At 67.9% G+C, this 15,243-nt stretch carries 14 protein-coding genes and 2 riboswitches; of the genes, 8 read left to right on the top strand and 6 right to left on the bottom strand.

Going from position 1 to position 15,243, the window contains the following annotated elements; all coding sequences use genetic code 11:
* Positions 1-25: 25 nt before the first annotated feature.
* Positions 26-880 (bottom strand): nitronate monooxygenase, encoded by an 855-nt coding sequence (locus tag K0O62_RS07340; RefSeq protein ID WP_073856514.1) that lies wholly within the window; start codon positions 878-880, stop codon positions 26-28.
* A 30-nt stretch (positions 881-910) separates the two neighbouring features.
* Positions 911-975, top strand: a riboswitch (guanidine-III (ykkC-III) riboswitch).
* An 11-nt stretch (positions 976-986) separates the two neighbouring features.
* Between K0O62_RS07340 and K0O62_RS07335 the strand changes: the two genes are divergently transcribed.
* Positions 987-1,304, top strand: a complete 318-nt coding sequence (locus K0O62_RS07335; RefSeq protein ID WP_073856513.1) for a DMT family transporter — start codon at positions 987-989, stop codon at positions 1,302-1,304.
* A gap of 19 nt (positions 1,305-1,323) precedes the next feature.
* Here the strand turns inward: K0O62_RS07335 and yhjD are convergent, their stop codons facing one another.
* Both yhjD and trpS read right to left on the bottom strand, forming a co-directional pair.
* On the bottom strand, positions 1,324-2,379 hold the full coding sequence (gene yhjD / locus K0O62_RS07330; protein ID WP_073856512.1) for an inner membrane protein YhjD: 1,056 nt from the start codon (positions 2,377-2,379) through the stop codon (positions 1,324-1,326).
* A 20-nt stretch (positions 2,380-2,399) separates the two neighbouring features.
* Positions 2,400-3,425 (bottom strand): tryptophan--tRNA ligase, encoded by a 1,026-nt coding sequence (gene trpS, locus K0O62_RS07325; protein WP_073856511.1) that lies wholly within the window; start codon positions 3,423-3,425, stop codon positions 2,400-2,402.
* Positions 3,426-3,505: 80 nt separating this feature from the next.
* Here trpS and K0O62_RS07320 point away from each other — a divergent pair, with 80 nt between their 5' ends.
* Entirely contained in the window at positions 3,506-4,549 is a 1,044-nt protein-coding gene (locus tag K0O62_RS07320) for an alpha/beta hydrolase (protein WP_073856510.1), read from the top strand.
* On the opposite strand, the gene K0O62_RS07315 is transcribed toward K0O62_RS07320, so the two are convergent.
* Complete coding sequence (locus tag K0O62_RS07315) at positions 4,542-5,357, bottom strand: exodeoxyribonuclease III (protein WP_073856509.1); 816 nt, start codon at positions 5,355-5,357, stop codon at positions 4,542-4,544. The genes K0O62_RS07320 and K0O62_RS07315 overlap by 8 nt on opposite strands.
* Positions 5,358-5,493: 136 nt before the next feature.
* On the opposite strand from K0O62_RS07315, the gene K0O62_RS07310 reads away from it, so the two are divergent.
* Entirely contained in the window at positions 5,494-6,363 is an 870-nt protein-coding gene (locus K0O62_RS07310; protein WP_073856508.1) for an epoxide hydrolase EphH, read from the top strand.
* A gap of 144 nt (positions 6,364-6,507) precedes the next feature.
* Here the strand turns inward: K0O62_RS07310 and K0O62_RS07305 are convergent, their stop codons facing one another.
* Positions 6,508-8,745, bottom strand: a complete 2,238-nt coding sequence (locus tag K0O62_RS07305) for an NADP-dependent isocitrate dehydrogenase (protein WP_073856507.1) — start codon at positions 8,743-8,745, stop codon at positions 6,508-6,510.
* 265 nt (positions 8,746-9,010) lie between these two features.
* A riboswitch (SAM riboswitch) is annotated at positions 9,011-9,142 on the top strand.
* A gap of 150 nt (positions 9,143-9,292) precedes the next feature.
* Here K0O62_RS07305 and K0O62_RS07300 point away from each other — a divergent pair.
* From K0O62_RS07300 to K0O62_RS07280, 5 genes are all read left to right on the top strand, one after another.
* On the top strand, positions 9,293-10,633 hold the full coding sequence (locus tag K0O62_RS07300; RefSeq protein WP_073856506.1) for a bifunctional o-acetylhomoserine/o-acetylserine sulfhydrylase: 1,341 nt from the start codon (positions 9,293-9,295) through the stop codon (positions 10,631-10,633).
* Between the two features lie 23 nt (positions 10,634-10,656).
* Positions 10,657-11,772 (top strand): homoserine O-acetyltransferase MetX, encoded by a 1,116-nt coding sequence (gene metX / locus K0O62_RS07295; protein ID WP_073856575.1) that lies wholly within the window; start codon positions 10,657-10,659, stop codon positions 11,770-11,772.
* Positions 11,773-11,795: 23 nt separating this feature from the next.
* Positions 11,796-12,500 carry a class I SAM-dependent methyltransferase gene (locus K0O62_RS07290; protein ID WP_073856505.1) on the top strand — a complete coding sequence of 235 codons (705 nt, stop codon included), beginning with the start codon at positions 11,796-11,798 and terminating at the stop codon, positions 12,498-12,500.
* Positions 12,501-12,582: 82 nt separating this feature from the next.
* Positions 12,583-13,041: a DUF4383 domain-containing protein gene (locus K0O62_RS07285; protein WP_234800093.1), complete on the top strand. Its 459-nt coding sequence runs from the start codon at positions 12,583-12,585 to the stop codon at positions 13,039-13,041.
* 1,302 nt (positions 13,042-14,343) lie between these two features.
* The gene (locus K0O62_RS07280) at positions 14,344-14,931 is read left to right on the top strand and encodes a hypothetical protein (RefSeq protein ID WP_073856504.1); all 588 of its coding nucleotides are present in this window, start codon (positions 14,344-14,346) and stop codon (positions 14,929-14,931) included.
* Between the two features lie 9 nt (positions 14,932-14,940).
* Here the strand turns inward: K0O62_RS07280 and K0O62_RS07275 are convergent, their stop codons facing one another.
* A complete protein-coding gene (locus K0O62_RS07275; RefSeq protein ID WP_073856573.1) occupies positions 14,941-15,234 on the bottom strand; it encodes a DUF3017 domain-containing protein in 294 nt (97 codons plus the stop codon).
* Between the last annotated feature and the right edge of the window lie 9 nt (positions 15,235-15,243).

Genomic DNA, 15,243 nt, shown 5'->3' with positions numbered 1-15,243 from the left:
CGCCGACGTGTTCACGTCCGGCGGGTCAGCTGCCGGTCCAGCGCCCCAACAGCTCCGCCGCGCCCTCACACAGCTGCGCGACGACGTCGGCCGCGCCGGACTGTCGGCGTAGCAGGCCGACCCCCTCCCCGGCGTTGACCGGGGATCCGCGCAGCACCCGCTCCGGAATGTCGGCCGGCCAACGGTATCCGGCCGCGATGTCGTGCTCGGAGGTCAGTTCGGTCTGTGTCCCGGCCAGCAGTTCGGCGCGGGCGTCGCCGGCGGTCAGCGACTCGGTGCAGGCGGCGAACGCGGTACCCACCCAGGCCCCGGATGCCCCGGCCGCCAGCACCGCGGCCAGCGCGCGCGCCGAGGTGACGCCCCCTGCGGCCAGCACCGGCACCTCCACCGCGTCGAGCACCCCGGCCAGCAGCGCCAAGGTGCCCATCGCCGGCCTCCCGTGGCCGCCGCCCTCGGCTCCGCGGGCGACCACGACATCGGCCCCGGCGTCGGCGGCGCGTCGTGCACTCTCGACGTCGGGTACCTGGGTGGTCACCCGCACGCCGGCCTCATGCGCCCGCGCCACCCAGCTCCACTCGTCACCGAAACTCACGCTGAGCAGACGCGGCCGGGCGGCCAGCGCGACATCGAGAAGCTCGGGTCGCTCGGCCATCACCCAGTGCACCAGGCCGATACCGAAAACGCCGTCCCGGTCGCCCAATTCGGCCAGTTCACCGCGCAGCGCCGCCGGGGTGGCCGCGCTGCCCATCCCGATCATCCCGAGCCCGCCGGCCCGGGACACCGCCGTGGCCAGCCGTCCGCCCGCCGCCCCGCCCATCGGGGCGTTCACCACCGGCACCCGGATACCGATCTCTGCGCACCATGGCGTCGACAACCGCATGGCCAGCGACGCTACCCCTTTGCTACGGTCGGATTGTCACCATGTGACACCGGACGAGGCGGCACCGTACCCGGCCAGCGACAAGACGGAGCCTTGGAGGTGCGTCGTGGCGTGGTTGATTCTGGTCGTCTCGGGCGTGCTGGAGGCCGTCTGGGCGACGGCACTGGGCAGGTCAGAGGGTTTCAGCAAGGTGGGCCCGACGGTGGTCTTCGGCGTGACGGTGGTGCTGTCGATGGTCGGGCTGGCCTACGCGATGCGCACGTTGCCGGTCGGCACCAGCTATGCCGTCTGGGTGGGCATCGGCGCCTCCCTCACGGTGGCCTATGCGATGGCCACCGGCTCCGAGGGGGTTTCGGTCATCAAGATCCTGCTGCTCCTCGGCATCGTCGGTTGCGTGGTGGGGCTGAAACTGATCGGGCATTAGAGATAGAGCACCGACGCCGTCACCGTCGCGTTCGCAGCAGCCGGGACAGACCGAATGCACCGATGGCCCCGGCCGCGAAACCCGCGACCGCGCCGGACATCCCGACTCCGTCGCGGACCTGGATCCGTGGACTGATCCGGACCGGCCCGGGCGGGTCCACCGGCATCGCGGCCAGGTTCTCGGGGGACGTGGCCGCCCAGGCGGTGGCGAACAGGATCAGCCGGGCGGTGATGTAGGCGAACACCATCAGACCCAGCACCGGCCCGAACGTCGCCCCGGCCGGACCGGTCACCACCGACTGCAGGTAGATCGAGGCCACCTGCTTGAAGATCTCGAATCCGATCGCCGCGAGCAGGCCCGCCCGCAGCGAGCTCCGGAAGCTGACCGACTCCCGGGGCAGCCGGGCGATGATCCAGGTGAACAGCATCCAGGAGATCAGCAGCGACATCGCCCAGGACGCGATCTGCAGCCCGATGCTCAGGCCCGGGGCGTCGGGCAGGCCCAACCAGCCCAGCACCGCCGTCATCGCCGACTGCTTGCTCAGCGCGGTCAGGCCGATGGTCAGCGTCAACGCCACGAACGCGGACAACAGGGCCAATAGATCGGACAGCTTGGTGGCCACGAACCCCTTGGGCTCGTGCCGCTGCTCCCACATCTGGCTCAGCGCCTCGCGCAGGTTGGCCATCCAGCCCAGCCCGGCCCACGCCGCGGCGGCCAGACCGATCACGCCGACGGTGCCGCGGGAGGCGATCGCCGAGTCCATCAGCTCGACCAGCTGGGAACCGAGATCGCCGGCGACGGCGGAGCGGATCCGGTTCTCCACCTCGGCCATCAGTTCGGGCTGGCTGGCCAGCACGAACCCGCCGACCGAGAAGCCGACCATGAGCAGCGGGAACAACGCGAAGATGGTGAAGTAGGTGATACCGGCGGCGTAGAAGTCGCCCTTGCTGGAGTTGTAGCGCTCCTGAGCCCGCATGACCCGGTCGAACCACCCGAAGCGACTGCGCAATCGGTCCATCACACCGGGCTTGTCCGGATCGGACTGAGCCGGCGACACCGCTTCGCGGTCGGCCATGGGCACCCCTTTCCGGGCGGTCAAGGCGTGGGCGGCAAGAACCCCATGCGGTCATATACCCGCTGCAGGGTCACCGAAGCGACCTCGTTGGCCCGTGCGGCGCCCTTGGCCAGCACCGACTGCAGTTCGGCCGGATCGGCGAGCAACTCGTCGACACGCGCCTTGATGGGGGTGACGAATTCCACTACGGCGTCCGCGGTTTCGGTCTTGAGATCGCCGTACCCACGCCCGGCGTACCCGGCCACCAGGGTGTCGATATCGGTGCCGGTCACCGCGGACTGGATGGTCAGCAGATTGGACACCCCCGGCTTGGCCTCGCGGTCGAAGCGGATCTCCCGCTCGCTGTCGGTGACCGCCGAGCGGATCTTCTTGGCCGTCTTCTTGGGGTCGTCGAGCAGGCTGATCAGGCCGGCGTCGGTGGTCGCGGACTTGCTCATCTTCGCCGTCGGGTCCTGCAGGTCGAAGATCTTGGCGGTGGCCTTGGGGATGATCGCCTCGGGCACGACGAAGGTGTCCGGGAAGCGGGAGTTGATCCGCTCGGCGAGATCCCGGGCGAGTTCGAGGTGCTGGCGCTGGTCCTCACCCACCGGGACACGATCGGTGTCGTAGAGCAGGATGTCGGCAGCCATCAGCACCGGGTAGGTGAACAGGCCGACCGTCGTTCCCTCTGCGCCCTGCTTCTGCGACTTGTCCTTGAACTGCGTCATCCGCGAGGCCTGCCCGAACCCTGCGAAACAGCCCAGCACCCAGGCCAACTCGGCGTGCGCCGGTACATGGCTCTGTACGAAGACGGTGGCCTTGGCCGGGTCGACGCCGAGCGCGAGGTACTGCGCGGCGGTCACCAGGGTGCGCCGGCGCAACACCGCGGGATCCTGCGGGACGGTGATGGCGTGCAGGTCGACGACGCAGAAGTAGGCGTCATAGCTGTGCTGCAGGCTCACCCATTGATTGACCGCGCCGAGCGCGTTGCCGAGGTGCAGGGAATCGGATGTGGGTTGCGCGCCGGAGAACACGACCTGGCGATCGGCGCTGCTGGAGTCACTCATGATGGGTTGATTTTGTCAGACGCGATTTTCCCGGCTCGCCCGCTATTATCTACGCCACCGTCAATAAACGGAGGACTCGCGTGTACCGATCATTGGCCGCCCTGCTCACCGTCGCCGCCACCGGCCTGGCGGCAGGGTTCGGCTCCGCGGTCGGGCACGCCGCTCCGCCGCCGCGCACCGTCGTCATCGTGTCCGGCGGGAACGCCGTCAGCCCGTTCACCACGCCGACGCAGGCCTGTGCCACGGGACTGGCCGCCGGGAACACCGACACCGCGCTGCGCCGGCATCTGCTGGACCGCGGCCACACCGTCTACACCTCCCCCGCGATGGCCGGCCGCGGACCGGTGACCGACCAGGGCGGGTTCGGCGCCTTCGGGGACTGCCCGATCACACTGCCGGACAACATGACCGTCGACTCCACCGCCGCCATCGACACCGCCGGTGAGCGGCTGGCCAGGTTCCTGACCCACCTGCACCACAACTACGGCGCCGCCGAGATCGACATCGTCGGGCATTCGATGGGCGGGCTGTACTCCCGGTCGGCGATCCGGGTGCTCCAGGGCATCGGGTCACCGATCCGGATCCGGTCACTCACCACCATCGGCACCCCGTGGCAGGGCAGCTACCTGTCCGACTACGCCCACGGCCTGACCCCGAAGTCGGACTGCCACGGCGACGCCTTCTGCGAGAACGCGATGGACGACCTCAAGGCGGAGGTCGAGCGACTGGTGGCCGGTTCGGGCCGCGAGGTCAACCGGGCCTACCTGATGGGTCCCGGCGGCTGGAACGAATTCCAGGCCGGGGTGCTCGACGACATCCCGGTGACACTGATCGGCGGGGACCGCTTCGCCGCACCCGCAGGCGCCGGCCCGGTGAACCCGAGCGTGTGGCCCAACGACGGGATTGTCGCGCTGTCCAGCGCCCTGGCCGTCGACGTCAGCGACCGGGTGCTGCCGCACCGGCGTTGCCTGACCTTCGACGACACCCACAGCATCTTCGTGTCCGATCTGGCCGGACTGCCGTGGGAGACCGGGATCACCTGGGACCCGCGGGTACTCGACGCGGTCGACGCCGCCATCACCGATCCGGCCGTGCTGTCCGCCGGACCGTGCCCGATCAGCTGAACTCGACGTTGACCGGGGCGTGATCGGACCAGCGCAGGGCGTACAGCTCGGCCCGGTCCACATTGGCCGACACCGCGCGGCCCGCCAGCCCCGGGCTGGCCAGGTGATAGTCGATGCGCCAGCCGGCGTCGTTGTCGAAGGCCTTGCCACGCCAGGACCACCAGCTGTACGGGCCGCCTTCGACGTCCGGGTGCAGCTGACGCACCACATCCACCCAACCGGTCGCCAGCAGATCCGTCAGCCACTGCCGTTCGGTCGGCAGGAAGCCGGCCTTCTTGACGTTGCCCTTCCAGTTCTTGATGTCCCGTTCGGTGTGCGCGATGTTCCAGTCGCCGCAGAGCACGGCTTCTTTTCCGTCGGTGACCGACAGACGCAGCAGGTCGGCCATCCGCGCCTGCACCGCGGCCATGAAGCGTTCCTTCTCCAGCTGCCTTTCGGTCTCGGCCTCGCCGGTGGGCAGGTACACGCTGGCCACCGTGAGACCGGCGGTGTCGACCTCGATGTAGCGGCCGTGCGTCTCGAACTCCTGGGCACCCGAACCGATCCGCACCGCGTCGAACGGGGTGCGCGACAACACGGCAACACCGTTGCGGCCCTTCACATGCGGCGCCGCGGCAGCCAGGTACCAGCCGTCCGCCAGTGCCGGCGCCAGCGCCTCGGCGAGCTGCTCGTCGTCGGCGCGGGTCTCCTGCAGGCAGACGATGTCGGACGTGCTCTCCTTCAGCCACGGCAGCAACCCGAGGTTGTCCGTGGACCGCTGCCTGACCGCTGCGCGGATGCCGTTGACGTTGACGGTGGTGACGATCACGGAGCACGACCATAGCCGACCTCACCGACCAGCCGTGCCGATCCCCAGGTCGCTGCGCTCTCCCCCCGCAAGCGGGAGGTGCCCCCAGCCCGCCGAACCTTGCAGTACCGCCGGTACCGCCTTACTGTCGGGCAGCATGACCCAACGCGCACCCATTCACCGCGGCTTCGGCGACGGTCGCGGGCAGCCCGGCGCCGGCGGTGAAGCGATTCTCATGCTGCACCCGTTCCTGTGCTCGCAGAACGTCTGGCGGACGGTGGCCGATCAACTCTCCGACACCGGCCGATTCGAGGTGCTGGCACCCACCATGGTCGGTCACCACGGCGGCGCCCGGGCCGGAACCTGGCTACTGGACACCGCCACGCTGGTCGACGATGTCGAACGCCGGATGGACCAGATCGGCTGGGACACAGCGCATATCGTCGGCAATTCACTCGGCGGTTGGGTGGCCTTCGAACTGGAACGCCGCGGCCGGGCCCGCACCTTGACGGCCATCGCACCCGCGGGCGGCTGGGGCCGGCACTCCCCCACCAAGTACGAGACCGTGCTGAAATTCCTGCTCGGCGCCCCGGCCCTGATCGCCGCCCGGCTGATCGGTCCGCGCATCCTCGACCTGCCGTTCGGCACCCGGATCGCCACCCTGCCGGTCAGCGGGCCCGCCGACGGCCCCAGCCGCGCCGATCTGGTCGCCCTGGTCGAGGACGCCACGCACTGCACGGCCTACGTGCAGTTGCTGATCAAGACGCTGCGGCTGCCGGGCCTGCTGGAACTGGCGGAGGTCGGGGTGCCCACCCACCTGGTGCTGTGCGAGAAGGACCGGGTCTTCCCGAGCCCGCGCGGCACCAAGTACTTCATCGAGCATCTGCCGACCGACGCGACGGTCACCCGCCTGCCGGGACTCGGCCACATCCCGATGCTCGAGGCACCCGGGGTGATCACGGAACTGATCACCGAGTTCGTCGACCGGCACACCGATCCCAAGCGCGCTGCACCGCCGGCCGGCTAGCGCTAGCGAGCCGGGGGCCTCCGGCGGACAACGCGTCCCGAAAGGCAGTACTACCCGCGGTACTGCTCGCAGCGTAGTACTGCGGGCAGTACTACGCTGCGAGTCCGGACACGCCGGCGATCAGCCGACGGCCCGCCGCGCCTTTCAGCTCTTCGCCTTCTCCAGCGTGGCGTTGAACGTCTTGGACGGACGCATCACGGCCGCCGTCTTCTCCGGATCCGGGTAGTAGTACCCGCCGATCTCGGCGTGCGCGCCCTGCACCGAGTTCAGCTCGGACACGATGGCCTCCTCGTTCTCGGCCAGCGACTTCGCCAGCGGCGCGAAGTACGCCGCGAGTTCGGGGTCCTCGGACTGCGCAGCGAGTGCCTGCGCCCAGTACATCGAGAGGTAGAACTGGCTGCCACGGTTGTCCAGTTCACCGGTCTTGCGAGACGGAGACTTGTTCTCGTCCAACAGCTTTCCGACGGCAGCGTCCAGGGTCTCGGCGAGCACCTTGGCCTTGGCGTTGCCGGTCTTGTTGCCCAGGTCCTCCAGGCTGGCACCGATGGCCAGGAACTCACCGAGGGAATCCCAGCGCAGGTGGTTCTCCTCGATCAGCTGGCTGACGTGCTTGGGCGCCGAACCACCGGCACCGGTCTCGTACAACCCGCCACCGGCCATCAGCGGCACGATCGAGAGCATCTTGGCGCTGGTGCCCAGCTCCAGGATCGGGAAAAGGTCGGTCAGGTAGTCGCGCAGGATGTTGCCGGTCGCGGCGATGGTGTCCTTGCCGCGGATGACGCGCTCCAGCGTGTACCGCATGGCCCACACCTGCGGCAGGATCGTGATCTCCAGGCCCTCGGTGTCATGGTCGGCGAGGTAGGTCTTGACCTTCTTGCGCAGCTCGTTCTCGTGCGGACGCTCGTCGTCCAGCCAGAACACCACCGGCATTCCGGACAGCCGGGCCCGGTTGACGGCCAGCTTGACCCAGTCCCGGATCGGGGCGTCCTTGACGATCGGCATGCGCCAGATATCGCCCTCCTCGACCTCCTGGCTCAACAGCACCTCGCCCGAGTCGTTGTCGACGATCCGGGCGTAGCCGGGCTCGGGGATCTCGAAGGTCTTGTCGTGGCTGCCGTACTCCTCGGCCTTCTGCGCCATCAGGCCGACGTTCGGCACGGTGCCCATGGTGGTGGGATCGAACTGGCCGTGCGTCTTGCAGAAGTTGATGACCTCTTGGTACATCCGGGAGAACGTCGACTCCGGGTTGACCGCCTTGGTGTCCTTGGTGCGGCCGTCGGCGCCGTACATCTTGCCGCCGAGCCGGATCATCGCCGGCATCGAGGCGTCGACGATGACGTCGGACGGCGAGTGGAAGTTCGAGATGCCCTTGGCCGAGTCGACCATCGCCAGCTCCGGCCGGTGCTCGTGGCAGGCGTGCAGATCGTTGATGATCTCTTCGCGCTGCGAGGCGGGCAGCGCCTCGATCTTGTCGTACAGGTCGGACAGGCCGTTGTTGACGTTGACGCCCAGCTCGTCGAAGAGCTTGCCGTGCTTGGCGAAGGCGTCCTTGTAGAACACCTTCACCGCGTGCCCGAACACGATGGGGTGACTGACCTTCATCATCGTGGCCTTGACGTGCAGCGAGAACATCACGCCGGTCTTGTAGGCGTCCTCGATCTGCTCCTCGTAGAACGCGATGAGCGCCTTCTTGGACATGTACATGCTGTCGATGACGTCGCCCTCATCCAGCTTGACCTCGGGCTTGAGCACGATCGTCGGGCCCGCTGCGGTGACCAGCTCCATACGCACGTTGCGTGCCTTGTCCAAGGTCAGCGACTTCTCGCCGTGGTAGAAGTCACCGGTCTTCATGGTGGCGACGTGGGTGCGCGAGGCCTGCGACCAGGCACCCATGCTGTGCGGGTGCTTGCGGGCGTACTCCTTGACCGCATTGGGCGCACGGCGGTCGGAGTTGCCCTCGCGCAGCACCGGGTTCACCGCGCTGCCGAGGATCTTGCCGTACCGCTGACGGATCTCTTTTTCCTCGTCGGTCTTCGGGTCGCCGGGGAATTCGGGCAGGTCGTAGCCCTTGCTCTTGAGTTCCTTGATGGCGGCCAGCAGCTGGGGCACCGAGGCGCTGATGTTGGGCAGCTTGATGATGTTGGCCGACGGGTCCTGGGTCAGCTCGCCGAGCGCGGCAAGGTTGTCGGGCACCTTCTGCTCGTCGCTCAGGTAGTCGCTGAACTCGGCCAGGATGCGGGCCGCGACGGAGATGTCGCTGGTCTTCACATCGATGCCGGCCGCTCCGGCGAACGTCTGGATGATCGGCAGGAAGGCATAGGTCGCCAGCAGCGGTGCCTCGTCGGTCAGGGTGTAGATGATGGTCGGCTGCTCGGCGGTCATAAGGGTTTCTCCCGGCCTCAATGTCGGTCAGTTGCAGCGGAAATCGGCCCCTGCCGGGGTGTCCGACAGCGGCGACTTCCACACCAGTGGGCAGACCCGCACCGTCTGATGGCGGTCACCGGCCTGTCCTCACCGGCAACACTACAAGGACCGTTGCACGCGCGATGGGTCAGCTTTGACTACCGGCCGGTAGTTTTTGCCGCATTCTCGGCCACGCCGAGAACCAGGTGGCACCAGGTCAGCGTCGTGAGCTAGGCTTTGTACCGGTCATGAGTGCCAGCATCGAGCCCCGGCTTGCTGGCCGGCAACCCTCCAACCGCGGTGGGGTGCTCCGGGTGAAGACCAGGTTGAGCAGGCGTCGGGATATTTCCGATCGGCTGTAAGGCAAGCGCGGGTCCGTCGGATCGGACCCCCAGGAGACAGGGAAACCTGATGGAGGCCGACCATGCGTTGTTGTCCGTGAACCGATCGCGCGTCGCTGTCGTCCTCTGACGAGGCGCGCCGCTCCGGTACCAGACCACATCCGACGTTCGCAGGAGAAAACCATATGAGCACCCCCGATACCGATCCCCAGGCGACCTGGTCGTTCGAGACCAAACAGGTGCACGCCGGCCAGACGCCCGACACCGCGACCAACGCCCGGGCCCTGCCGATCTACCAGACCACCTCCTACACCTTCGACAGCACCGCGCACGCCGCGGCGCTGTTCGGCCTGCAGGAGCCCGGCAACATCTACACCCGCATCGGCAACCCGACCACCGACGTCATCGAGCAGCGGGTGGCCGCTCTGGAAGGCGGCGTCGCAGCGCTGTTCCTGTCCTCCGGGCAGGCCGCCGAGACCTTCGCGATCCTGAACCTGGCCGGCGCCGGGGACCACATCGTGTCCAGCCCGCGGCTGTACGGCGGCACCTACAACCTGTTCCACTACACGCTGCCCAAGCTCGGCATCGAGGTCAGCTTCGTCGACAATCCCGACGACCCGGACAGCTGGCGGGCCGCGGTCCGCCCGAACACCAAGGCGTTCTTCGGCGAGACCATCTCCAATCCCCAGATCGACATCCTCGACATCCCGGCCGTCGCCGCGGTCGCCCACGACAACGGCGTCCCACTGATCGTCGACAACACCATCGCCACCCCGTACCTCATCCAGCCGATCGCGCACGGCGCCGACATCGTGGTGCACTCGGCGACCAAGTACCTGGGCGGCCACGGTTCGGCGATCGCCGGCGTGATCGTCGACGGCGGGAACTTCGACTGGGCCGCCAGCGGCCGTTTCCCGGGGTTCACCGAGCCCGACCCCAGCTATCACGGTGTGGTGTTCGCCGAGCTCGGCCCGCCGGCCTACGCGCTCAAGGCCCGGGTGCAGCTGCTGCGCGACCTCGGCTCGGCGCTCGCCCCCTTCAACGCCTTCCTCATCGCCCAGGGCCTGGAGACGCTGTCGCTGCGCGTCGAGCGGCACGTGTCCAACGCGGTCAAGGTCGCCGAGTACCTCTCCGACCGTGACGAGGTCGTCTCGGTCAACTACGCCGGCCTGCCGACCTCCCCCTGGTACGAACTGGGCCGCAAGATCGCCCCCAGGGGCACCGGCGCGGTGCTGGCCTTCGAACTGGCCGGCGGGATCGAGGCCGGCAAGGCGTTCGTCGACGCGCTGACCCTGCACAGCCACGTCGCCAACATCGGCGACGTCCGGTCGCTGGTGATCCACCCGGCGTCGACCACCCATGCGCAGCTGACCCCGGAGGAGCAGCTCACCACCGGCGTCACCCCGGGCCTGGTCCGGCTGGCGGTCGGCATCGAGGGAATCGACGACATCCTGGCCGACCTGGATCAGGGCTTCGCCGCGGCGAGGGCCTTCGCCGGCACCGGGCAGACAGTCGAGTCGGTCTGAGAGCAGCCGTGACGACTTTCGACATACAGAGCGACGTGCCGTCGACCCTGCCCGCAGAAGGTGAGATCGGGGTCGTCGACATCGGCGCCCTGACGCTGGAGAGCGGCGTGGTCATCGACCAGGTGTCGATCGCGTTCCAGCGCTGGGGTGACCTGTCTCCCGAGCGGGACAACGTCGTCATGGTGCTGCACGCGCTGACCGGCGACTCGCACATCACCGGTCCGGCCGGTCCCGATCACCCCACCCCGGGATGGTGGGACGGTGTGGCCGGGCCCGGCGCGACCATCGACACCGACCGCTGGTGCGCCATCGCCACCAACGCCCTCGGCGGCTGCCGCGGCTCGACCGGGCCCAGCTCGATCGCACCGGACGGAAAGCCCTGGGGCTCAAGGTTCCCCGCCATCACCATCCGGGATCAGGTGAACGCAGACCTGGCCGCCCTGGCCGTGCTGGGCATCACCGGAGTCGCCGCGGTGATCGGCGGGTCGATGGGCGGGGCACGGGCCCTGGAATGGGTCGTCGGGCACCCCGACACCGTGCGTGCCGGGCTGATCCTGGCCGTGGGCGCGCGCGCCACCGCCGACCAGATCGGCACCCAGAGCACCCAGGTGGCCGCGATCAAGGCCGACCCGGACTGGAACGGCGGCGACTACTACGGCACCGGGCGCACCCCGGCGGCCGGCCTGGAGATCGCGCGCCGGATCGCCCACCTCACCTACCGCGGTGAGGCCGAACTGGATTCGCGGTTTGCCAACTCCGCCCAAGGCGACGAGGACCCGACCAACGGCGGCCGTTATGCGGTGCAGAGCTACCTGGAGCACCAGGGCGGCAAGCTGGTCTCCCGATTCGACGCCGGCACCTACGTCGCCCTGACCGAGGCGCTGAACAGTCATGACGTCGGCCGGGGCCGAGGTGGGGTGGCCGCCGCACTGACCGCCTGTCCGGTGCCCGTGCTGGTCGGCGGCATCACCTCGGATCGGCTCTATCCGCTGCGCCAGCAGCAGGAACTGGCCGACCTGCTGCCCGGCTGCGCCGAACTCAGCGTCGTCGACTCGATCTACGGCCACGACGGATTCCTGGTGGAGACCGACGCGGTGGCCCCGTTGATCCGGCAGACCCTGGAGATCGCGTCCCGGTGAGCCCGTCGAATCAGCAACGCTCCATGTCCTTCGGTGAAGAGGCGGCCGCCTACGAACGGGGACGACCCTCGTACCCGCCGGAGGCCATCGACTGGTTGCTGCCGCCGGGCGCGCAACGGGTGCTGGATCTGGGTGCCGGCACCGGCAAGCTGACGGTCCGGCTCGTCGAGCGCGGTCTGGACGTGGTGGCGGTGGACCCCATCCCGGAGATGCTCGAAGTCCTCAGCCGTTCCCTTCCGCAGACCCCGGCGCTGCTGGGCACCGCCGAAGAGATCCCGTTGCCGGACAACAGCGTCGATGCGGTCGTGGTGGCCCAGGCCTGGCATTGGTTCGACGTGCAGCGCGCGACCGCGGAGATCGCCCGGGTGCTGCGTCCCGGTGGACGACTCGGGCTGGTGTGGAACACCCGCGACGAACGAATGGGCTGGGTCAAGGACCTCGGCAACATCATCGGCCACGAACACGATCCGCTCAACGACGAGGTCACCCTGCCGGCGACGTTCACCGGTCTGGAGCGCAGCCGCGTCGAGTGGACGAGTTATCTGACCCCGCAGGCGCTCATCGATCTGGTCGCCTCCCGCAGCTACTGCATCACCTCCCCGGCCGCGGTGCGCACCCAAACGCTGGACAAGGTCCGCGAACTGTTGCGCACCCATCCGGCGCTGGCCAACAGCAACGGTCTGGCGCTGCCCTACATCACCGTCGGCATCCGGGCGACGCTGGCATAATTGCCGCGAGGGTAGATTTCAGCAAACGAATACTCGTCGGCTCGAGTGGGTAGAAGCTCGGAGATCGACGAGAGGCCCGCCCGTGACGCAGCCCGAACACGACCGTCCTACCGAGACCGCCCCGATGGTGCAGATGGCCGCGATGGTGATCGGCGCCGTGTACCTGCTGGTCGGCGTCGCGGGCTTCATCCCCGGCATCACCACCGGCTCGGACCGCCTGGATTGGGCCGGCCACGAGTCCGGCGCCCTGCTGCTGGACATCTTCGCCGTCTCGGTGCTGCACAACATCGCGCACATCGCGGTTGGGATCGCCGGGCTGGTGCTCGCCCGGACCGCGGGCAGCGCCCGGGCGTATCTGCTCGGCGGCGGCGTGCTGTCCACCGCGATCTGGCTGTACGGCATGCTGATCGACCACCACGGCCCGCTGAACGTACTGCCGGTCAACGGGTCGGCGAACTGGCTGCATCTGGGCCTTGCCACGACCATGCTGGGGGCCGGCCTGACGCTGGGAGGGCTGTCGACCGGGTCGACGCCTGAGTGAAACGACGAGCCCGGTGCGACGCATCCACGGCTCCCACGTCGGCACGCTCGTCATCAGGCCTCGCGGCGGAACGCAGCGCAGCAAACCTTACGAGGACGGCACCCCCGAGATGCCGCGCTAACTGCAGGTCCTTTCAGGCATCCGGACGCGCTCACGTCAACGGGGGACCGAAATCAAATCCTTCGCTCTGTGGGCCCACCCGTCGCTCTTTACCGACGATGCCGAACAGAAAGGTGACGAGGTCTAGTTTCCTGACTCGACCGACGCCTTCGACGCGCCGTCACAGCCGTCGAAAAATATTAACTAATTCGTCAATAGTGACAACGCTTGAAGTCAAACCTCCTGTTTAATGCGCTTTTTTGGACACGACAGCCACCGACCAGCAGGAATGTGCACCAAGCGCAAATTCTGACCCTGAGTTGTTGAAACAGGTTCTAGAAAACGCGCCCGAGGGGCGGATCCATCGGGTACGTTCTGCTGCACTCAATGATGTAGATCACAGGAAGGGGCCAGCAATGTTGCCATGTCACCCCTCGAGTTCACCGCACGGTCGCATGCCGCTGCCGTCCTGTCGTCAACGCATATCGCACATCGCTCCGAATGCTCGTTCGATCGAACCCGCGAGATCGGCCCCACCCAGCAAACAATCCGCCGGCGCCGAATCCGGGACCTTCGACGAACGGATACGAGCGATGTCACGCCAACCCACGATCGGTCACGACGAATGACAAGAACCAGAATCCAAGGAGTTGCGTTGCTGTCGAGAAAGACTCATCACCGCAGCAGGTGGTTGAGCGAGAGATCCGTCCTGCTCACCGAACTTCTACACCAACGCCATGGACTCCGAATAAACGATGACGGCGCGCAGGCGCACATTTGGAAGGTCCTGCAGCTCATCGCCGAGGCCAGAAGAGTCCCCCGCCTCCTGGCCAGGCGTCACATCACCCGCGCCGTCCTGACAGAACTTGCCGACCGTATCGCAGCAGGATCCGGAGGGGACAACATCGTGGATCTCACCGTGTATCGGTGCCGGCGGACGCAAACCGCGGAAGCGCTGTCATGAGCGCCTCGACCGCCGAGACCAGGCAGCCCCTACTCATGATCGATGAAACTGCTGGTGGTACTTCGCGTTCCGAGCCACCGGACGGACGGCCATGCCCAGACCAACGGGACATCCGACCGGGTAGAACCGGCGCTGACCCCCTCCCGCAGGAAGGCCCCTCGATAAAGAAGTGGTCGGCGCCCGAAGCGACCTGGCCGTGGCAACATCTGTGGCCGTTCGGCGCCGAGGTTCGACCGAAGGTGATCGAAGAACCCGACGGACACTGGTACATCTCGGTGCCGGCGGCCGGCCCCGGCGCGTTGATCGCCCCCACTCACAAAGGCGGTATCGCCGTCCGCGGCCTTGCCGGGGACTACTCTGCCGGCGAAGCGTCCGGCATGATCGAGCAGTTCCGCGACGGCATGGTCGAAGCCCTGCACCGTACGCAGTTCGACGGGGACGATCGCGAGTGCTATCTGGAGGCGTGGCGGCGCATGTACCTTGCCGACACCCAATTCTCGGCGGGTAAAGCGGCCCTGAACCTCAGTCGTGATGTTGCCGGCTGGCCACCGGACGCGCTGCGGCGCAATTCGAAACAGATCGGCCTGCGGCCGGTCGCCAGCACAGCCTCGGCCAACCCCGTCAGCGGCCCGTTCATCGTCAAGTACGCCGCCGAGTTGCGGACCGCCGAATACTTCCGCCAATCGTCGACCGGACGGCTCATCCACGTGACCCGGATCTACGCCGATGGTCACGACGGGCACGTCGAGGTGGCCGGGTTCTGCGGGACCGAGCGAGTGCGATTCATCGCCCGGCGTGATTCCAAGGTCGAGGTCCTCGCACGGTAGGTGGCGATCTCAGCTGGTTCCCAGCGGGTCGATCGTCCAGGCGATGTAGAGAACCGTCGCGCTGACCGTCGCGGTGGTGGCGAAATCGATTGTGCGGGAGCGGACTGCGAGCAGTCCGGCGCGTTCGTCCGACAGCGTCAGCCGCATCACCGCGGCGACCCCGACCGCGATCCCCATCACCAGCGCACCGCGGCGCCAGTAACCGGCGATCACCAACCCGAGCGCGGCGATCAGGATCAGCCCGACCACCAGGATCGGCCACTGCCCGGCAAACACCTTGCGGGCGAACTCCTTCGGTGTCACCGCCGCGGG

It is taken from the genome of Mycolicibacterium diernhoferi (assembly GCF_019456655.1).
GTDB lineage: Bacteria > Actinomycetota > Actinomycetes > Mycobacteriales > Mycobacteriaceae > Mycobacterium > Mycobacterium diernhoferi.
This window is presented reverse-complemented; position numbering and strand designations above follow the sequence as displayed.